This window comes from Pseudoalteromonas sp. MBR-15, assembly GCF_053628915.1.
In genome coordinates this window covers 310324-330098 of sequence record NZ_JBRJHH010000003.1, presented here as the reverse complement: position 1 = coordinate 330098, position 19775 = coordinate 310324, and the positions used below count along the sequence as shown (strand labels likewise).

At 42.3% G+C, this 19775-nt stretch carries 23 protein-coding genes; 13 read left to right on the top strand and 10 right to left on the bottom strand.

All coding sequences use genetic code 11. The features are described 5' to 3' along the window. Positions 1–24 precede the first annotated feature (24 nt). The 7 genes from ACSSVW_RS06545 to ACSSVW_RS06515 form a co-directional block, all read right to left on the bottom strand. The gene (locus ACSSVW_RS06545; protein WP_036971323.1) at positions 25–1521 is read right to left on the bottom strand and encodes an RNA polymerase factor sigma-54; all 1497 of its coding nucleotides are present in this window, start codon (positions 1519–1521) and stop codon (positions 25–27) included. Between the two features lie 114 nt (positions 1522–1635). After that, entirely contained in the window at positions 1636–2361 is a 726-nt protein-coding gene (gene lptB / locus ACSSVW_RS06540; protein ID WP_036971319.1) for an LPS export ABC transporter ATP-binding protein, read from the bottom strand. Next, positions 2358–2879 carry a lipopolysaccharide transport periplasmic protein LptA gene (gene lptA / locus ACSSVW_RS06535; protein ID WP_036971315.1) on the bottom strand — a complete coding sequence of 174 codons (522 nt, stop codon included), beginning with the start codon at positions 2877–2879 and terminating at the stop codon, positions 2358–2360. The genes lptB and lptA overlap by 4 nt, the downstream gene beginning before the upstream one ends. Continuing rightward, complete coding sequence (lptC, locus tag ACSSVW_RS06530) at positions 2869–3423, bottom strand: LPS export ABC transporter periplasmic protein LptC (RefSeq protein ID WP_036971312.1); 555 nt, start codon at positions 3421–3423, stop codon at positions 2869–2871. The genes lptA and lptC overlap by 11 nt, the downstream gene beginning before the upstream one ends. Then, positions 3420–3971: a 3-deoxy-manno-octulosonate-8-phosphatase KdsC gene (kdsC, locus tag ACSSVW_RS06525; protein ID WP_036971309.1), complete on the bottom strand. Its 552-nt coding sequence runs from the start codon at positions 3969–3971 to the stop codon at positions 3420–3422. Before kdsC ends, lptC begins: the two co-directional genes overlap by 4 nt. 2 nt (positions 3972–3973) lie before the next feature. Beyond that, positions 3974–4945, bottom strand: a complete 972-nt coding sequence (locus tag ACSSVW_RS06520) for a KpsF/GutQ family sugar-phosphate isomerase (RefSeq protein WP_036971306.1) — start codon at positions 4943–4945, stop codon at positions 3974–3976. Positions 4946–4948: 3 nt separating this feature from the next. After that, positions 4949–5917, bottom strand: coding sequence for a calcium/sodium antiporter (locus ACSSVW_RS06515; RefSeq protein ID WP_036971303.1), 969 nt, complete (start codon positions 5915–5917; stop codon positions 4949–4951). Positions 5918–6165: 248 nt separating this feature from the next. Here ACSSVW_RS06515 and ACSSVW_RS06510 point away from each other — a divergent pair, with 248 nt between their 5' ends. The 7 genes from ACSSVW_RS06510 to murA are packed head-to-tail and all read left to right on the top strand — an operon-like array spanning position 6166 to position 10822. After that, positions 6166–6984: an ATP-binding cassette domain-containing protein gene (locus ACSSVW_RS06510; protein WP_074989679.1), complete on the top strand. Its 819-nt coding sequence runs from the start codon at positions 6166–6168 to the stop codon at positions 6982–6984. Next, positions 6977–7756, top strand: a complete 780-nt coding sequence (gene mlaE / locus ACSSVW_RS06505) for a lipid asymmetry maintenance ABC transporter permease subunit MlaE (protein ID WP_036971298.1) — start codon at positions 6977–6979, stop codon at positions 7754–7756. Before ACSSVW_RS06510 ends, mlaE begins: the two co-directional genes overlap by 8 nt. Before the next feature lie 13 nt (positions 7757–7769). Further along, a complete protein-coding gene (gene mlaD / locus ACSSVW_RS06500; RefSeq protein WP_036971296.1) occupies positions 7770–8318 on the top strand; it encodes an outer membrane lipid asymmetry maintenance protein MlaD in 549 nt (182 codons plus the stop codon). 2 nt (positions 8319–8320) lie between these two features. Next, the gene (locus tag ACSSVW_RS06495; RefSeq protein ID WP_074989675.1) at positions 8321–8998 is read left to right on the top strand and encodes an MlaC/ttg2D family ABC transporter substrate-binding protein; all 678 of its coding nucleotides are present in this window, start codon (positions 8321–8323) and stop codon (positions 8996–8998) included. Continuing rightward, positions 8991–9284 carry an STAS domain-containing protein gene (locus ACSSVW_RS06490; RefSeq protein WP_036971292.1) on the top strand — a complete coding sequence of 98 codons (294 nt, stop codon included), beginning with the start codon at positions 8991–8993 and terminating at the stop codon, positions 9282–9284. Before ACSSVW_RS06495 ends, ACSSVW_RS06490 begins: the two co-directional genes overlap by 8 nt. A 5-nt stretch (positions 9285–9289) precedes the next feature. After that, positions 9290–9547, top strand: a complete 258-nt coding sequence (locus ACSSVW_RS06485; protein WP_065978178.1) for a BolA family protein — start codon at positions 9290–9292, stop codon at positions 9545–9547. Between the two features lie 15 nt (positions 9548–9562). Further along, complete coding sequence (murA, locus tag ACSSVW_RS06480) at positions 9563–10822, top strand: UDP-N-acetylglucosamine 1-carboxyvinyltransferase (protein WP_036971287.1); 1260 nt, start codon at positions 9563–9565, stop codon at positions 10820–10822. Positions 10823–10875: 53 nt separating this feature from the next. Here the strand turns inward: murA and ACSSVW_RS06475 are convergent, their stop codons facing one another. The 3 genes from ACSSVW_RS06475 to ACSSVW_RS06465 all read right to left on the bottom strand — a co-directional run bounded on the left by ACSSVW_RS06475 (position 10876) and on the right by ACSSVW_RS06465 (position 13976). Then, complete coding sequence (locus tag ACSSVW_RS06475) at positions 10876–11958, bottom strand: trypsin-like peptidase domain-containing protein (protein ID WP_036971284.1); 1083 nt, start codon at positions 11956–11958, stop codon at positions 10876–10878. A gap of 98 nt (positions 11959–12056) precedes the next feature. After that, positions 12057–13409, bottom strand: a complete 1353-nt coding sequence (locus ACSSVW_RS06470) for a Do family serine endopeptidase (protein ID WP_454179040.1) — start codon at positions 13407–13409, stop codon at positions 12057–12059. A gap of 123 nt (positions 13410–13532) precedes the next feature. After that, positions 13533–13976 carry a YhcB family protein gene (locus ACSSVW_RS06465; protein ID WP_036971279.1) on the bottom strand — a complete coding sequence of 148 codons (444 nt, stop codon included), beginning with the start codon at positions 13974–13976 and terminating at the stop codon, positions 13533–13535. Positions 13977–14153: 177 nt separating this feature from the next. Here ACSSVW_RS06465 and zapE point away from each other — a divergent pair, with 177 nt between their 5' ends. The 6 genes from zapE to ACSSVW_RS06435 all read left to right on the top strand — a co-directional run bounded on the left by zapE (position 14154) and on the right by ACSSVW_RS06435 (position 19754). Beyond that, complete coding sequence (gene zapE / locus ACSSVW_RS06460) at positions 14154–15242, top strand: cell division protein ZapE (RefSeq protein WP_036971276.1); 1089 nt, start codon at positions 14154–14156, stop codon at positions 15240–15242. A 332-nt stretch (positions 15243–15574) separates the two neighbouring features. Next, a complete protein-coding gene (rplM, locus tag ACSSVW_RS06455) occupies positions 15575–16003 on the top strand; it encodes a 50S ribosomal protein L13 (RefSeq protein WP_036971273.1) in 429 nt (142 codons plus the stop codon). Between the two features lie 8 nt (positions 16004–16011). Continuing rightward, on the top strand, positions 16012–16404 hold the full coding sequence (rpsI, locus tag ACSSVW_RS06450) for a 30S ribosomal protein S9 (RefSeq protein ID WP_095209788.1): 393 nt from the start codon (positions 16012–16014) through the stop codon (positions 16402–16404). 760 nt (positions 16405–17164) lie between these two features. Further along, entirely contained in the window at positions 17165–17755 is a 591-nt protein-coding gene (gene petA, locus ACSSVW_RS06445) for a ubiquinol-cytochrome c reductase iron-sulfur subunit (RefSeq protein WP_036971266.1), read from the top strand. After that, positions 17755–19020, top strand: a complete 1266-nt coding sequence (locus ACSSVW_RS06440) for a cytochrome b (RefSeq protein ID WP_036971263.1) — start codon at positions 17755–17757, stop codon at positions 19018–19020. The genes petA and ACSSVW_RS06440 overlap by 1 nt, the downstream gene beginning before the upstream one ends. Then, positions 19017–19754 (top strand): cytochrome c1, encoded by a 738-nt coding sequence (locus tag ACSSVW_RS06435; RefSeq protein WP_036971260.1) that lies wholly within the window; start codon positions 19017–19019, stop codon positions 19752–19754. Before ACSSVW_RS06440 ends, ACSSVW_RS06435 begins: the two co-directional genes overlap by 4 nt. Positions 19755–19775 lie beyond the last annotated feature (21 nt).

The following is a 19775-nucleotide window of genomic DNA, read 5'->3' as shown; positions in this document are numbered from 1 at the left end:
GCATTTTCCTTCTATGTAAAACGTCTAAATCAGACTCTTACGCTGATTCGACGGAGGTATTGCTAGAGACTCTCGATATTTTGCTATTGTCCGTCTAGCTACTTTAATTCCTTGCTCAGCCAATATATCTGCAATTTTGCTATCACTCAATGGTTTAGCTGTGTTTTCTGCGGCGATTAGCTTTTTGATTAAAGCGCGAATTGCCGTAGATGAACACTCACCCCCATTTTCAGTGCTTACATGGCTGGAGAAGAAATATTTCAACTCAAAAATTCCCCGCGGGGTATGCATGTATTTTTGTGTTGTTACTCGCGAAATTGTTGATTCATGCATTTCGACCATTTCTGCGACATCATTTAATACCATGGGTTTCATGGCCTCAGGACCATGTTCAAAGAAAGCCTGTTGTTGTTGAACAATACAGTTAGTCACTTTTAATAACGTGTCATTACGGCTTTCTAAGCTTTTAATAAACCATTTTGCTTCTTGTAAATGAGAGCGAATAAATTGGCTATCACTGCTTGATTTTACAGAACGTGACATCGCCGCATAGTGGCTATTCACTCTGATTTTCGGCATGCAGTCTGGGTTTAGTTCAACTACCCAACGGCCTTTTATTTTTTTTACGGATACATCGGGTATCACGTATTCAGATTCTTCTCTAACAATGGTATCCGCAGGCTTTGGATTTAAGCTGTGGATCAATGTCATGACTTCTTTCAGCTCACTTTCTTTAAGCTTAGTCTTTTTCATCAAAGTGCGATAGTCACGACTCGCTAATAATTCAATATGTTCTGATAACACCATTTTAGTTTCAGCTAAATAGGGGGTGTCAGCATCGAATTGGCGTAATTGAATACACAAACATTCTTGTAAACTACGGGCGCCAATACCGACAGGATCGAATAATTGAATTCTTTTTAAGACAGCTTCGACTTCATCAAGTTCGATTTCTTCTTCATCGTTATTTTGATTGAAGCTTTCAACAATGTCTTCGCAGCTTACGGTTAAAATACCCGAATCATCAATTGCCTCAACAATCGCAACGGCAATCGCTTCGTCTGTTGGGCTGAATGGAGTCAGTTGTAACTGCCACATTAGGTATTCGTGGAGAGTTTCGGTTGATGCGCCTTGGTAAATTGACTCATCTTCAGGCATTGGACCTGAGGAACTTGATGGGGCAGCACTCATGTACTCATCCCACGTAACATCCATTGCTAAGTCGTCACTTACGGTGTCTTTGTTGAGGGCATCACTGCTTTCTTGCTCGTACTCGCTCGCAGCTTCGTCAGCCGACGCGCTTAGTTGGGTATCGTCAGATTCGGCTTTTTGCTCGTTTTTGCCAATACTCTCTTCTGCATAATCTGCTTCTTCAACTTCAAGCAAAGGGTTAGAGTCTAACGCTTCTTGAATTTCTTGCTGGAGATCCAATGTACTGAGCTGCAACAAACGGATAGCCTGTTGCAGTTGTGGAGTCATTGTAAGTTGCTGGCCCATGCGCAGCTGTAATGATTGCCTCATGTATCCCTAACAATCCTTTTTAGTCTTATCAAACAATAGAACGATGCCGTTAACTATTTATTTGATTTATTGTCATTGTTATAAGTCTAGCAGATGCTCTAGTCGGTGGCGTATTTAAAGCCTGAATTGCTCGCCTAGATACACATCGCGTACAGTTTGGTCGGCTAACACATGTTCAGGTGTACCTGATGCAATTAGCTCCCCATGAGAAACAATGTAGGCTTTTTCACAAACATCAAGGGTTTCTCTCACATTGTGGTCAGTAATTAATACACCAATACCACGATTTTTTAAGTGCTCAATAATTTTCTTTATATCTAACACTGAAATAGGATCAACACCAGCAAAAGGCTCATCGAGCAAAATAAATTTAGGGTCAGCGGCCAGTGCACGTGCTATTTCAACACGACGGCGTTCACCCCCTGACAATGCCATACCTTGGCTGTCACGAATGTGTTGAATGCTAAATTCATCAAGTAAACTGTTAAGTGTTTCTTCGCGGCCTTGTTTATTGAGATCTTTACGGGTCTCTAAAATGGCCATTAAGTTTTGATAAACAGTCAGTTTTCTAAAAATCGATGATTCTTGTGGCAAATAGCCAATACCTAAGCGAGCGCGGCTGTGCATTGGCAATAAGGTGATGTCGTTATCATCAATGCTTATTTTACCTTTGTCACTGGGCACTAATCCCACAATCATGTAAAAGGTGGTTGTTTTACCTGCGCCATTTGGCCCAAGTAAACCGACAATGCTGCCAGCTTCTACCTCAAGGCCTACATTTTTTACAACTTGGCGACCCTTATAGCTTTTAGCTAATAGCTCTGCTTTTAGTGTGCTCATGGCTGGCCTTCATCGTTCTTTTTGTTATCAACAGGCACTAAAATAGTGTGTACACGATCGGTCGAGTTTTCATCTTTCTCGGCACTTATCAGTTGCTGTTCCATATCGTATGTAATGCTCTTGGCACTGACTTTTTGGCCTGCTTGAGTCACTTGTGCATTGCCAACGAGTGTTAATAAGCGTTTAGCAACATCGTATCGAACTTCTTCAGCACTGGCGCTCATAATAGTGCCGTCAGCTTGTTTTTCTTCAAAGTAAGCGGGCTTTCCTGTGGCAATAATTAATTCAACCGTGCCTTCAACTTCACCTGCATGTGCTTCGAGTCGATCCGCTGTAATACGACGGTTACCATGTATGATCTCGACATTATCTTCGAAGATACCAATGCCATTTTTTAGCTGACCTTCTTGGCGATCAGAGCTAATGCTGATTGGTGTGCCAGCCTGCTCAGCAGCTGCGCCAGAAAACGCAATCAATAAGCTTGGGATCAGGAGTAATTTCTTAAGTTTATTGGTCATAGTATATGGTTCGTGTATGGTTAGTTAACTCAACAATTTCGGCTTTTAAATCGGCTTTTAAACCTTTACCGGTAATTTTTAAATTCGGCCCTGTCAGCGTGACAGGTTGCTTAGAAAACATGGTCATTTTGTCAATGTCTATGTTAATGTTCTCAGCTTTAATATCTTCGATCATGCCATTATGGGTAAGGTTTTTAGCAACCACATCCCCTTCGAATACAAGCTGATCGTTTTCATATAACGTGGCTTCTTTGGCTTTTACTTGCCAAACTTGCTGATCACCGTAAATGGTGAAAATGGGTTGCTCAAAAAAGGTAAACCCGAGCTGTTGATACAGCTCCATTTTAGCAGCGGCCACTTTATGACTGATTTTACCTTGATCATCATAGGCTGTTTGCTTTAATGCGATTGCGGTGTAATCAGGTGTAGCGATAATCTCGTCTTCACTGAGCACTGTGTTTGTCGGTTGATTAAAGTACGGATACCATAACCAAACCATGCTACAAACAAAAACAATACTTAGTAAAATACGGGCTATATTCATGCGCTCGTTCCATCGCTAGTTAGCGGTTTGCCATTTTCTAGCATTAATAAATCAGTTAGTTCACGCACAGCTCCAAAGCCACCAGGTAACAGGGTGGTGTAATGAGCCAGTTTTTTGATTAATGGATGAGCATCATTAACAGCAACGGCAAATCCGACTTTTTCCATAACCGGTAAGTCTGGACCATCGTCACCAATATAGGCAATTTGCTCATCTGTTAAGCTAAGTTTATCTTTTAACTCTTGATAAGCAATGAGCTTATTCTCTTGGCCCTGATAAATATGTTGTACCGTAAGGCTAGTCATTCGCTGCTGAACTATTTGTGAATGGCGTCCCGTGATTACGGCCACCTGAAAACCACTATTGATAAGGGCTTTAATGCCGAATCCATCTTTTGTATTGAAAGCTTTAAGCTCTTCGCCTTGATTGCCCAAATAAATACGGCCATCTGAAAAAACACCATCAATATCACAAATAAGCAGTTTTATTTTTTGAGCACGTTGACTCACGTCTGTGCTTACTGGTTGGTAAAGCTCAGCAAATGTCATGCTTAAAGTACTCCTGCTTTTAAAAGGTCTTGCATGTTAAGCGCGCCAATGGGGGTGTTGCTTTTGTCGATTACAATCAAACCATTAATACGTTTACGTTCCATAATATTAAGCGCTTCTGCGGCCAGCATATCAGCGTGTGCAGTTGTGCATGAGCGAGTCATTACTTGGCTAATTGCGGTGCTGTGAATATCAACTCGTTGCTCTAAAATACGACGTAAATCACCATCAGTAAAAAGTCCCGATAGTGTGTTGTCATCACCAACAATTGCGGTCATACCGAGGCCTTTAGCCGACATTTCAATTAATGCATCTTTGATACTTTGCGATTCATTAACAATGGGAGTGGCCTCACCTGCGTGCATAACATCACTAAGACAAAGTAATAAACGTTTTCCTAAGCTTCCGCCCGGGTGAGAAAGTGCAAAATCGTCTGCTGTAAAACCTCTTGCCTCAAGCAGTGCTACAGCCATTGCATCGCCCATGACTAGCGTTGCCGTTGTGCTGGCTGTTGGCGCAAGGCCCAGTGGGCAAGCTTCTTTGCTTACTTTAATACACACATGTACGTCAGAAAGCGTGGCCATTGTTGAGTCTGGGTTACCTGTTAGCGAAATCATTTTTGCGCCAATGCGCTTAATGACAGGAATAATACTGACAACTTCGCTCGTTTCCCCTGAATTTGAAATGCACATAACCACGTCATCACGGGTAATCATACCAAGGTCACCGTGGCTTGCTTCACCTGGGTGAACAAAAAATGCAGGTGTTCCTGTGCTGGCGAGTGTGGCAGCAATTTTATTACCTACGTGGCCTGACTTGCCCATGCCAATAACGATAATTCGCCCAGTACATTGGAACATTAATTGACAGGCATTATTGAAATGCTGGTCAATGTATTGATCAATTTCTTTTAATGCTTGCGCTTCAATTTCGAGTACGCGCTTGCCTTGCGCGATAAAGCTATGTTGCGTCATTGATTATCCTATTTGGCTGAAAATATAGCCTTGATATGCAATAAATGCGACTAACAAAAAGCCACCTTCAATTCTATTGATACGACGTGCACCTTTTAAGTTCAATGACATGGCAATTAACACAATGGTGGCCGCTATCATAATAAGTGCATCGCGGTTAGCGGCTGATGGGTCGATAACCGATGGATTAATAATACCTGCCAGTGGCAGTACAGCCAGCAAATTAAAAATATTTGAGCCAACAATGTTGCCCAGTGCTAAATCGTCTTCATTTTTTAAGACACCTGCAATACAGGCAGCAAGCTCAGGTAAACTGGTACCAATAGCAATAATTGTTAAACCAATAACCAGATCAGAAAGACCAAAATATTTGGCAATATCAACCGCCGAACCCACTAGAAAGTGTGAGCTAATTGGTAGCAAAATCATGCCGACCACAAGCCATAATACTGCCGAACGCGTGCTGACATTATCGGGCACATCTTCACAGGCTTCACTAACAAAAGGGTCATCTTGATTTTTTGCTCGCAATGAAATGATCACTAATCCGGCAATAAATACGGCAAAAGCAAGTATTAAAGCAATCCCTTCGGCGAATGAAAAATAGTTGTCTGAAAATACATACCACGCGCCAATCGATACGATTAACACAAGTGGCATTTCGCGTTTTAGCGTCATTGAAGAAACAGACAGAGGACGTAATAGGGCCGTGACCCCCAGTACAAGCAGAATGTTGGTAATATTAGAGCCAATAGCGTTTCCGACAGCGGTATCTGTTTTGTTTGCAAGTGCTGCAGATGCCGACACCATCATTTCAGGTGCTGATGACCCCATAGCCACAACCGTTAAACCGATAATTAGGGTGGGGATCCCCATATTTTTTGCCAGCGCGGCTGCCCCATAAACAAAACGATCGGCACTCCAAACGAGTGCTGCAAAACCAATAATTAAAATGACAAAAGAAGTCACCATTGTGATACGCCAATATTACTTAAACAGATGACTGCAAATAGTAACAAAACCGAACCTGAAAGTATAAGTAAAAGAATGAGCTGGCAATGATTAAGGGCGGTGTTGTTACAATCTTAATTTAAGCGGGGGTTAAGCCATACGTTATTAGTCTTAGATTCATTTGATAGTAAATATTACAAAATTTTACGATTTGTTTTTTCCATCTTGACTAAAAAACCCTTAAAATGGCAGAACTAGTGAAAAAAGTTATGGAGAGCGACTTGTCGCAATCAATAGTAGAAATCAAGGATGTAACCTTTTCACGGGGCGATAGAATCATATATAAAAATATGAGTTTTAACATTCCGAAAGGCAAAATAACCGCTATCATGGGACCCAGCGGCATTGGTAAAACCACCATGTTGCGTTTAATTGGCGGTCAACTTAAGCCTGATTCTGGTGACATTTTATTTGAGGGCAACAGTATTCCAAGCATGTCGCGCAAGGAGCTGTACGCTGCCCGAACCAAAATGAGTATGCTGTTTCAAAGCGGCGCTTTATTTACCGATATGTCTGTATTTGACAATATCGCTTTTCCTTTGCGTGAACATACTCAACTTAGTGAAGATCTTATTCGCCTTGTCGTGCTCATGAAATTACAAGCGGTTGGTTTGCGTGGTGCGCAAGACTTAATGCCTTCAGAGTTATCTGGAGGAATGGCACGCCGTGCGGCGTTAGCGCGCTCTATTGCGCTTGACCCCGAACTTATCATGTATGATGAGCCATTCGCTGGCCAAGACCCAATTTCAATGGGGGTGCTGGTTAAGTTGATAAAGTCATTAAACCAAGTGTTAGGTTTATCTTCATTAATTGTGACGCACGATGTGACAGAAGTACTCAGTATTGCTGATCATGTCATTATTATTGCTGATCAAGGCGTGATTGGTGAAGGCTCGCCTGAGCAAATGCTAAATCATCAATCAGAGCTTGTTCAGCAGTTCTTAAAAGGGTTGTCGGATGGTCCTGTCCCATTTCATTATCCTGCTCCTGCGTATGAAGAAGAGTTGTTAGGAGTACACCATGCTTGATCTATTACAGAGGTTAGGTCACAAAACGCTAGGGCGTTTTGCTGCGCTTGGTCGCTCTACGCAAATGCTGTTTGGCGCTTTGGTGAGTGTGCCAAACGTTAAAAAAGGCACGCCATTACTGATCCGCCAATTGTATATGGTCGGGTCACAGTCATTACTCATTATCATGGTATCTGGCTTATTTATCGGTATGGTGCTCGCGCTGCAGGGCTACACCGTATTAGTTGGCTATGGCGCCGAAGACAGTTTAGGTCCCTTAGTGGCGCTGAGTTTGCTTCGTGAGTTAGGGCCTGTTGTCACCGCTTTGTTATTTGCAGGTCGAGCAGGCAGTGCGCTGACCGCTGAAATTGGTTTAATGAAAGCCACAGAGCAATTATCAAGCTTAGAAATGATGGCGATAGACCCACTGAAACGCATTATTGCACCGCGTTTTTGGGCGGGCTTTATAAGCATGCCATTGTTGGCTCTTATTTTTTCTGCCGTCGCTATTATTGGGGCGCATTTAGTGGGGGTTGATTGGCTAGGTGTTGACTCAGGTAGTTTCTGGTCGATTATGCAATCGCAAGTGTCATTTCAAGAAGACATTGTAAATGGCATGATTAAAAGTTTTGTTTTTGCCATGATTGTGACGTGGATTGCGCTTTACAAGGGCTATGACTGTATTCCTACTTCTGAGGGGATCAGCAAAGCGACAACAGAAACCGTTGTGCACTCGTCACTGGCAGTTTTAGGTTTTGACTTTATTTTAACAGCGGTAATGTTTACCAGCTAATTAGGGTATAAAGATGAATTCACGGAAATTAGAAATTTTAGTTGGCTTTTTTGTAGCCCTTGGTATTGCTGCGTTTGCTTTATTAGCATTTAAAGTGGCTAACGCTGGCATTAGTGGTAACGGTGAAACTTACCAACTGAATGCAAAGTTTGAAAATATTGGCTCTTTAAAAGCCCGTGCCCCAATTAAAGTCGGGGGCGTGGTGATTGGACGTGTTGAGTCTATTTCAATTCACCCAAAAGAGTTTGTGCCAGTGGTTAATATGGCCATTGACGCCAATTATTTATGTAAGTTTTCAGACACAACGTCTATCTCTATCTTAACATCAGGGATTTTGGGTGAGCAGTATTTGGGGATTAATCCTGTTATTGCACCGCAATCTGCTGAACAACGTTGTATGGGTGAAGATGTGACTGTGGATGAGCAAGATGCAGGATTGGATGATTTGTTCGGTGTTGAAAGTAGAGCGCTCGCCGATGGTGACTTTATTACCGATACAAAATCAGCGTTAGTATTAGAAGAGTTGATTGGTCAGTTCTTATTCAACCAGGGTGGTGAATAATTATGTTTAAGAAATTTTTAATCTGTTTGGCTGTGGTATTTGCGTTTAATACACAGGCCGCTGAACCCGAGGTTGATTTAAAAGACCCTTATAAAATGGTGCGTAAAGTGTCTGATAACACTTTTGCAAGAATCACCAACGATCAACCACTAATAGAGAAAGACAAAGAGTATCTTCGTACCATTGTTGAAGAAGAGTTAATGCCCTACATTGATTACAAATACGCGGCATTGCGTGTATTGGGTAATCATGTCTCAAAAGTGCGTGCGATTGAAGATAAAGAAGAAAAAGCCAAAGCGATTAAAGAGCTTCAGCGCTTTATCGATGTATTTCAAAAATATTTGATCGCCACATACGCCGGTGTGTTTACTCAGTACACCAATCAAAGTGTCGAGTTTGCACCTGCGCAGCCGTTTAAAGGCCAAGATGTTGTCGTTGTAAAAACGAAGATTGTTGAACCAGGTAAACCTGATATTAAAATCGATTTTAAAGTACGCGAAGACAGAGATGGAAATTGGCGTGCATACGATATGATTGCTGAGGGCATCAGTTTACTAGATGCTAAGCAAAGCGAAATGCAAGGTATCCTTCGCCAGCAAGGTATTGAGTATGTGAGTGACTTACTTGAGCAAAAGAGCCAGCTTCCTGTTCAGTTTAGAGGCGAAGGTGGTGATGAGTAAAATATCGATTACTCAGCTTGAAGATAACCAGTTTCGAGTCAGTGGTGAACTGACTCGAAATTCAATCGGCCATGAACGCCTTCTTAACGCTAAGCCAGAATCTAAGCATAAAACATGGTATTTTGACCTTTCTGATGTATCGAGGGTTGACACAGCGGGCTTAGCTTGGTTAATTCACTCTTTCGCAGAATTAAAGCAGCAAGGTATTCGCCTTGAACTGCAAAATACACCTGAGCAATTGCAAAAATTAATGCAGTTGGGACAGGTCACAAACTTATTTGAGTGAGATTTATGGAAACAAGCCAAGTCGAAACGTTATTACGCGACGAACTAAAATTAGATGAAGTCATTGTTAAAGCAAATGGTAGCCACTATGAAGTGATTGCAGTGGGTGAGTGTTTTGACGGTTTAACTCGCGTTAAAAAACAGCAATTGGTGTATGCCCCGTTAATGTCAACTATCTCAGACGGTACAATTCATGCGGTGTCAATTAAAGCATTCACACCCACTGAATGGAAACGCGAACAAAAATTCATTTTACCTCAATAGTCGTAGGCTCCACTTATGGATCAATTCGTTATTCAAGGTGGTACCTCACTGGCAGGTGAAGTTACTATCTCTGGCGCTAAAAATGCCGCTCTTCCAATTCTTTTTGCTGCGCTTTTAGGGCAGGGTAAAAGTACTTTTAGCAATGTGCCTCGTTTACGCGATATTGGTACCACAGAGGCTTTATTAAAGACCTTAGGTGCTAATGTTGAATGGCAACAAGATACGCTGGTTATCGACGGTGCAACCGTTAATAAAACACTCGCTCCGTATGAGTTAGTAAAGCAAATGCGTGCGTCAGTGCTTGCACTTGGCCCGCTTGTGGCACGTTTTGGTGAAGCACAAGTATCGCTGCCTGGCGGCTGTGCGATAGGTGCACGTCCTGTTGATATCCATATCCAAGGCCTTGAGCGTATGGGGGCGGTTATCAAAGTAGAAAACGGCTACATTAACGCCAAAGTAGACGGTCGTTTGAAAGGCGCTGAAATTTTCATGGAAATGGTAAGTGTAGGGGCCACAGAAAATTTATTGATGGCAGCGACACTGGCTGATGGCAAAACGGTGCTTGAGAATGCAGCACGTGAGCCTGAAATCACGGACCTTGCTAACTGTTTAATTGCCATGGGGGCAAAGATAACCGGAGCCGGTACGAGCCGAATTGAAGTTGAAGGTGTCGAATCACTGTCAGGCTGCGAGTACAGTATTTTACCTGACCGTATCGAAACGGGCACTTTTTTGGTTGCTGCTGCGATGGCCGGTGGTGAAGTGCTTTGTAAAAACACCGATCACCATAGCCTTGACCCTGTTATTGAGAAACTGCGTGCGACAAATGCATTCGTAGAAGTAACTGATAACAGTATTTACTTAGATATGCGTGGCCGTGAATTAAAAGCGGTGAATATTAAGACCATGCCACATCCTGGCTTCCCAACAGACATGCAAGCACAATTTACCGCGCTTAATGTCGTGGCGAAGGGCAGTGCAACAATTACCGAAACGATATTTGAAAATCGTTTTATGCATGTCCCTGAGTTACAGCGTATGGGAGCCAATATCCGCTTAGAGGGCAACACGGCGATTTGTGGTGATACCGAAAGGTTATCGGGTGCACAAGTGATGGCGACGGATTTACGTGCGTCAGCCAGTCTTATACTGACGGGGATTGTGGCACAAGGTGAAACAATCGTTGATAGAATCTATCACGTTGACCGTGGTTATCAACGCATAGAAGATAAGCTCAGTGCATTGGGCGCTAATATTAAGCGTCGTTCGAGTTAAGAGCAGCACTGCTTGTTTAAAAAAGGCCTATATTATTTAGGCCTTTTTTATTGCTATAACTTGGTTTCGAGTTCTGCGACGGTGACCATTATTTTTAGAATCTTGCCATCACGGTACAGCTCAAATTCAATTTCTTTACCCGGCTCTGTATTGCCTATTTTCTCAAGCACTTGCTGTGGGTTTGCAACCGATAATCCGGCAATTTTAATGACAATATCTTGCTCTTTTATACCCGCTTGCCATGCAGGACCAAGGGGATCTAGGTTATTTATACGCATACCCGTTACTGGAGTGTAGCTGTCGCTTACATCTTTTCCGGTGCTGTCCACAGCGGTTCCAGTAAAGCCTAGGTAACCACGGACGACACGGCCATGTTTAATTAGCTTTTCCATAATATCTTTTGCAAGAGAGTAGGGAACAGCAAAGAAGATACCTTGAATATCTAAGTTTTCACGGGTTTTAAATTGCGCAGATGTGATACCCACAAGGTCGCCTCGTGAGTTAACTAATGCTCCCCCTGAGTTACCCACATTTATGGCCGCATCCATTTGTAATAGGTTATTGTAGGGGCTGTCGGTGATCTTTTGTTTGCCGGTAGCGCTAATAATCCCTTGGGTAATTGTTTGACCTAAATTGAGTGGGTTACCAATTGCGAGCACAACATCGCCTACTCGGGGCTTGAAGTTATCGTTGACGGGGATCACAGGTAAATGATCAGAATTTATTTTTAGGAGGGCTAAATCAGTTATGGTATCAAAACCAATTAGTTGAACGTCGTAAAAGCGACGGCCATCGGTTAAGATCACAATAATTTGGTCCGCATTATTGATCACATGGTAATTGGTTAATATGTAGCCATCTTGCGACATGATCACGCCAGATCCTAACTCTTGAATCGTATTTTGACGTTTGTATCGCGGTTGGTTTGAAATGCTCTCAGAAAAGATGGTCACCACCGAAGGAGCGGCTCTTTGCACAGCGCTAGAAAAGCTCATATGCTCAGACGACATCGCGGCTGGTAAGTTTACATTAGGAAAAAGTGCGCTGCGTAAACTGGGGCTAAATAACACCACCAAAAAAGCAATCCCTAATCCGGTAAAAAGTGGTGGAAGAATAAATTTAAATAGTTTTAGCACAATATTCTTATTATCAGTGAGCAATCCCCTAATGATGGCACAAAAAAAATGACAGCGGCAAGCACCGCTGTTATTTTTTCATGATTTATCAATTAAGTTTACTGGATCAGAACAAAAACAAGCTCTCTGCCGCGTTTCACACCGAGTACGATGTTACCTTGCGTGTTTTCGATAATTTTATTCATGTCACGAATATTCTCAACACGTTGGCGGTTCACTTGCATGATCACGTCACCTTCTTCTAAGCCCACACGTGCGGCAGGTGAACGTGCTTCTACTGAGGCAACTTCAACACCTTTCCCATCGCTCTTTTGCGTGTTTTCAAGCGTTGCGCCTTGGAATGCAGGGTGTGTTTCTTCACCTGCTGAAACAGAAGTCGCGGCGCCATCAAGTGTGACATTTACTATTTTCACTTTGCCATCACGATAGATACCGAGCTTCACTTTTTTGCCTTCACCTAGGGTCGCAATTTTACTGCGCAGTTCGTGGAAGCCACTGATCTCAGTACCATCAACACTAATAATAACATCTCCGGCTTTTATGCCCGCTTTACTCGCTGCGGTGTCATCCATTACCTGCATGACATAGGCACCTTGCTTAACATCAAGCTTTTGCGCTTTTGCAAGCCCTGCATCCAACGGACGGCCTGAAATACCGAGTGAGCCGCGGCGTACCTCACCGTGTTCAATAATTTGATCAACAAGGTTTTTCATCATTGTTGATGGAATGGCAAAGCCAATTCCCACGTTACCGCCAGAGGCACCTAAAATTGCGGTGTTAATACCGATTAACTCGCCGTTTAGATTAACAAGCGCGCCTCCCGAGTTACCTTGGTTAATCGCAGCATCGGTTTGGATGAAATCTTCATAGCCCTCTATATTTAGACCACTGCGGCCAAGGGCACTTACGATCCCAGAGGTTACAGTGTGGCTTAAACCAAACGGGTTACCAATCGCGACAGCAAAATCACCGACGCGAAGCTTATCTGAATCTGCAATTTTTAAAGCGGTTAAATCCTCAGCATCGATTTGTAACAAGGCAATATCAGACTCTTTGTCACTGCCAATTTTTGTTGCTTCATACTCACGGCCATCTTCAAGCGTGACCACCATTTTTTCGGCATCTTCAACAACGTGATTATTGGTCACTACATAACCTTCATCGGCATCGATAATCACACCAGAACCAAGACCACTAAATTGACGCTTTTGACTGCCCCCACGCGGCACACCAAAAAAGTCATCGAAAGGGGTTGCTCTACGGCGGACTTCTTTAGACCCTGATACTTGAATACTCACGACGCCTGGGGTGATCTGTTCAAGCATTGGTGCGAGCGTTGGCAGTTGTTGACCATTGACAGCCACCGGAAGTTTGGCCATTGAAATTGCAGGGGTTAACAAGAAGCTAGTAGATAAAATAGCAGCACTAATAACAGATAATTTCATTTTCATAGTCTGGGTTTACTCCACTTCAGAGATAAAGCAAAAACTAAAAAGGGCTGCATAAGCAGCCCTTTTCTTCGTTTAGATATAAAGCTGTTATATCTAAAGACTATGGGGTCAAAAAAAAGTTCATCAAGAGGCTTTAGAATGTTCTGAAACTTTATTTGAACCAGCAAATAGACCTGTTTCACCTACTACATAGTCGGCAGGCTGCGCTTCTGCGTTTGAGCGATCGCTTTGGCGGTCTTGTAATGAATGTTGTAATTGCTCCGTGGTTTCTTTTGAAAAGAACGGCTCATTAGGGTGCTGCTTTTTATCTGTTAGGAGTAACTTATTTGTTTCTTCAACATGATTGAGCAATTGATCGTAGTTGTCTTTCATTTTTGAAACCAGTTTGCCAGTGCTTGCAAGGTGATCGGCAACGTCTTGACGATATTGTTCAAGTGCATTGTTGGCTTGTTCTACTTGATGCTCTAGCTCGTCTTGTTTAAATTGCTTTTTGGTTACAAATGCACCAATAAAGAATGCTGCGATTGCAACGATGATTAAAATACCTACCCAGGTAATTGTGCCCATAAATCCACCCCTTTGGGAAAAATAACTAAAACTTATGCCTTAAAAGCATTTATAGTCCAATCTTTATTAAAATATGCTTAATTTGATTGTGAAATCATACTGCGGGCTAATATACCCTGAGATACGATGCGTGTTAATATACTGTGCAAATTTAACTGTGTTTTATTGTAACGACCTATGACTCCTTGGCAGAAATACCAACAAGATTTACAACGTGAAGACTTCGTACATGATGCAGCGCAAGAAAATGCGGTTCGTCATTTGCAAAGACTCTATGATGACTTAACTGCTGACAAGCCAGCCGCCAAGGGATGGTTTGCCAAGCTCTTTTCTAAAGATAGCACGCCAGCTATAAAAGGGCTTTATTTTTGGGGCGGTGTTGGTAGAGGTAAGACCTATTTGGTTGATACATTTTACGAAGCACTGCCTACTGAGCGTAAAATGCGTGTGCACTTTCACCGGTTTATGCACCGTGTACATGATGAGCTTAAAAAGTTAAAAAACACCAGTAATCCACTGAACGTCGTTGCTGATATCTTTAAGTCGGAGACAGATATTATTTGTTTCGATGAGTTTTTTGTACAAGATATCACGGATGCAATGTTGCTAGGCGGCCTGATGGAAGCCTTGTTCGAGCGCGGTATTGTGCTTGTGGCAACGTCGAATATTGTTCCGGATGAGCTATATAGAAATGGCTTGCAGCGTGCGCGTTTCTTACCAGCAATTGAATTAGTAAAAGCAAATACTGAAATAGTAAATGTTGATTCAGGGGTTGATTACCGTTTACGGACCTTAGAGCAGGCCGAAATTTTTCATAGTCCGCTCGATGCGCAAGCAGACGCAAACTTATTTGAATACTTTGATAAGCTTTCACCTGAGCCCGGCATTTTAGATACCGCTATTGAAATAGAAGGGCGCATGATAAAAACCCGTAAAGTGTCTGATTGTATCGTGATGTTTGACTTTAGCGAGTTGTGTGAAACAGCCCGTAGTCAGGTCGACTATATGGAGATCAGCCGTTTATACAACACCGTCATACTCTCGAATGTAAAAGCATTAGGACAAGCAAATGACGATGCCGCACGTCGTTTTATTGCATTGGTTGATGAGTTTTACGAGCGCAATGTGACGCTTATTATTTCTGCAGAAAAACCGATCACTGAACTTTACAGTGAAGGTAACTTAAATTTTGAATTTAAGCGCTGTATTAGCCGATTACAAGAAATGCAGTCGCTCGAATATTTAGCGCGAGAGCATTTAGCATAGTCATTGTTGAGTTGTTTATTGTGAGTTTTCAGAAATTAGCCATTTGAGATGACGCTTTCTTTACAAGTTGATAAAAAAGCCATTGCTCACATTAAGTGCGTAAATATTCATTCTGATTTCTTAGAATAAAAAACAACCATCATCTAGCAATGTGGTTTAAGTGCTGGTATACTCCCGCGTCTGCCACGTTGCGTTCTATTGCCAGATATTAGTTTAGCCTCTAATTGATGGCGCAAAGTCTTAAACTCGAAGGGGTTAAAGCATTCAACTTAGAGCGGTAATTAAAAATAATTACCTGTGGTTTTAAATTAAAAAACATTGGATTTTAATAAATGAAAACGTTTGTTGCTAAGCCAGAAACAGTAAAACGTGACTGGTACGTAGTTGACGCTGAAGGTAAAACTTTAGGTCGCATCGCTACTGAAATCGCTCGTCGCCTACGCGGTAAGCATAAAGCTGAGTACACTCCTCACGTAGATACTGGTGATTACATCATCGTTATCAACGCAGAGAAAGTTACTGTTACTGGTAATAAAGCAAAAGACAAAATGTACCACTCACATACTGGTTTCCCAGGTGGTCTTAAGTCTACTACTTTCGACAAGCTTCAAGCTGCAAAGCCTGAAATGATCATCGAAAAAGCTGTTAAAGGCATGTTGCCACGTGGTCCTTTAGGCCGCGCTATGTACCGTAAACTTAAAGTTTACGCGGGTACTGAGCACAACCATGCTGCACAACAGCCTCAGGTTCTAGACATTTAAGGAGCACTATCATGGCAAATCAATACTACGGTACAGGTCGTCGTAAAAGTTCAAGTGCTCGCGTATTCTTACGCCCAGGCACTGGTAACATCGTAATTAACAAGCGCTCTCTAGAAGAGTACTTCGGTCGTGAAACTGCTCGCATGGTTGTTCGTCAAGCATTAGAGCACGTTGAAATGACTGAAAAGTTTGACTTACACATCACTGTTTCAGGTGGTGGTACTACTGGTCAAGCTGGTGCTATCCGTCACGGTATCACTCGTGCACTTATGGAGTTTGACGAGTCATTACGTCCTACACTTCGTAAAGCAGGCTTCGTTACTCGTGATGCGCGTAAAGTTGAACGTAAGAAAGTGGGTCTTAAGAAAGCTCGTAAGCGTCCACAATTCTCAAAACGTTAATATTTACGTTTATCAGAATTTCAAAAACCCAGCTTCGGCTGGGTTTTTTGTTTTTAGCTATTTCTTCTAGAAATTAGACATTAGAAATTAGAAGTTAGAAGTTAGAAATTAGACGTTAGATCACACACATAAAAAGCGTGTTTAAGGTTAAAGTGATTTATTTTGTTCTAACCACTAACCACTAACCACTAACCACTAACCACTAACCACTAACCACTAACCACTAACCACTAACCACTAACCACTAAAACTACTTTTAACTCCTCGATTTTACGATTGCTGATGTGAATAGGGATCAAACAGAGAAAGTTGTATCCTGCGTATGGTCCGTTTTTTTCGTTCGATATTTAACCGGTCTTGGCAATTCCTTCGTATTACATTAAAAAAACTTCACGATTTCGCAAAATAAGCTCAAATCCATCAGTTAATTGATGAATTTTTTTGCTACAATTGGGGGGCAAGTAATGTGAGTGAGTTCAACAACAGCTAATGCAGATTTCTGTTTCCTCTTAGTGAGGTTGATCTTGGTCAGTATATTGTTTTTTATATGCGTTATCATAACCAACGGCTTCATACTCGAGCTTACCCAAATTAATAATTCATTAAATGGGGTTTATTCGAGCATGGGACTGTGAATAACCTTGTTTTAATCAAGGGTTTTAATTATGATCGCGTCTATTTTAAAATTTCTAAAAATTAACCTGCTGTAACTGATGTTCTCAATATGGCAAGTGTTGGGAATCATAGTGGAGATAAGTGGATGAGCAATGCGCCTGTAGACAATGGCCGACGTCGCTTTTTAACCATAGCTACCTCTGTTGTTGGTGGTGTTGGTGCGGCTGGGGCTGCTGTTCCTTTTATTGCGTCTTGGAATCCAAGTGAGCGAGCTAAATCTGCGGGTGCGCCTGTAGAAGTAGATATCAGCAAGCTTGAGCCAGGACAATTAATTCGTGTTGAGTGGCGAGGAAAACCTGTTTGGGTTATCAATCGTACACCAAAAATGCTTGAGCAGATGAAAGCTCACGAAGGTCAACTTCGTGATCCAGCGTCTGAAGAGCCTCAACAACCTGAATCATCAACGAACGAATACCGTTCGCAACGTCCAGAAATTTTCGTTGCTGTTGGTATTTGTACGCACTTAGGTTGTTCACCAAGCTTCTTACAAGGTGGCTTTGGTGAAAAAGTTGAAGGCACAGATGATGGTTTCTTCTGTCCGTGTCACGGTTCTAAATTTGATATGGCGGGTCGTGTATTCCAATCTGTACCTGCACCATTGAATCTAGAGATTCCTCCGTATACCTTCCTTGATGACACGACTATTTTAGTCGGTGAAGAAAAAGGAGCGGCGTAATGTTTGGTAAAATTATTGGTTGGATCGACGATCGTATTCCAATGACTCGTGTTTGGAACATGCACATTGCACAGTATCCAGCACCTAAAAACTTTAACTTCTGGTACTTCTTTGGCTCATTAGCTATGTTAGTGCTTGTTAACCAGATCGTAACAGGCATTTGGTTAACAATGAACTTTGTACCATCAGCTGAAGGTGCATTCGCATCAGTAGAATACATCATGCGTGATGTTGAATACGGTTGGTTACTTCGTTACCTACACTCGACAGGTGCATCAGCGTTCTTTATCGTTGTTTATCTGCACATGTTCCGTGGCATGATCTACGGTTCTTACCAAAAACCACGTGAGTTACTGTGGTTGTTCGGTATGTTCATCTTCTTAGCGCTAATGGCTGAAGCTTTCATGGGTTACTTACTACCTTGGGGACAAATGTCGTTCTGGGGTGCGCAGGTAATCATTTCACTGTTCGGTGCGATTCCGGTTATTGGTGATGATTTAACGCTTTGGATCCGTGGTGACTACGTAATTTCGGGTGCGACGCTTAACCGCTTCTTTGCACTACACGTAATCGCGCTTCCTTTAGTTATCGTTATCTTAGTGTTCTTACACATTGTTGCGTTACACGAAGTGGGTTCAAACAACCCAGACGGTGTTGAAATTAAGCGTAAGAAAGGCTCTGTGGCTGAAGAAGATAAGCCTAAATTTAAATTCCACGAGTATTACACCAACAAGAAAGACATTGTTGATGCAATTCCGTTCCACCCTTACTACACAGTTAAAGATATTGTGGGTGTGGTTGGTTTCTTAATCTTATTCTGTTGGGTTGTATTCTTTATGCCTGCGATGAATGGTTTCTTCTTAGAAGCGCCAAACTTCGAAGCAGCGAACCCACTGAAAACACCTGAGCACATTTTCCCTGTTTGGTACTTCACGCCATTCTATGCGATTCTGCGCGCTATCCCAGATAAACTAATTGGTGTTATCGCGATGGGTGCATCTATCGTAGTGCTTGCGTTACTACCTTGGATTGACCGTGGTTCGGTTCGTTCTATTCGTTATCGTTGTGGCTTACACAAGTTAAACATTGCTCAATTCGTGGTAACGTTTGTTATCTTAGGTTGGGTTGGTGCAACACCACAAACTGATTTCAAAACGTTGTTATCGCAAATCACGACTGTGACATACTTTATGTTCTTCGTATTGTTATTTGTTTACAGCAAGAACGAGAAAACTAAGCCATTACCAACGAGGTTGACGAAATGATGAAAAAGCTAATTATCGGTTTATTCGCATTGTTGCCAACGTTGACGATGGCAGCAGGTCCTTCGGTTCCTTTAATGGACGCGAACATTGACCTAAAAGACAATGCGTCTTTGCAACGTGGTGCTAAATTGTTCATGAACTACTGTCTTGGTTGTCACCAAATGCAGTATCAACGTTATGAGCGTACGTTCCGCGATATCGGTATTCCTACTGAAATTGGTCAAGAGCAACTTATTTTTGACGGTTCAAAAGTAGGTAGCCACATCAAGAATGCAATTGCGAAAGATGACGCAGCTAAATGGTTTGGCGCAGCGCCACCGGACTTAACGCTTGTAGCGCGAGTTCGAGGTACTGACTGGATCTATACGTATCTGAAGTCATTTTATAAAGATGAATCTCGCCCGTTTGGTGTAAACAACATTGTTTTCCCATCGGTAGGTATGCCGCACGTTCTTCAAGAACTACAAGGTTTACCGACACCTATCACTGAAGAAGTCGAGGAACATGGTCACACAGTGACTAAGGTTGTTGGCACTGAAACAGATGGTACAGGTGAAATGAGTGACGACGAGTACGATCGTGCTGCTCGTGACTTAACTAACTTCTTAGCTTACGTAGGCGAACCGTCACGTTTAGAGTCAGAAGCGTTAGGTCTTAAGGTAATTGGTTTCTTAGTGATTCTATTTATCTTGGCATTCATGCTGAAGAAAGAATACTGGAGAGATGTTCACTAATTCTGGACGTTTTGAAAGGTA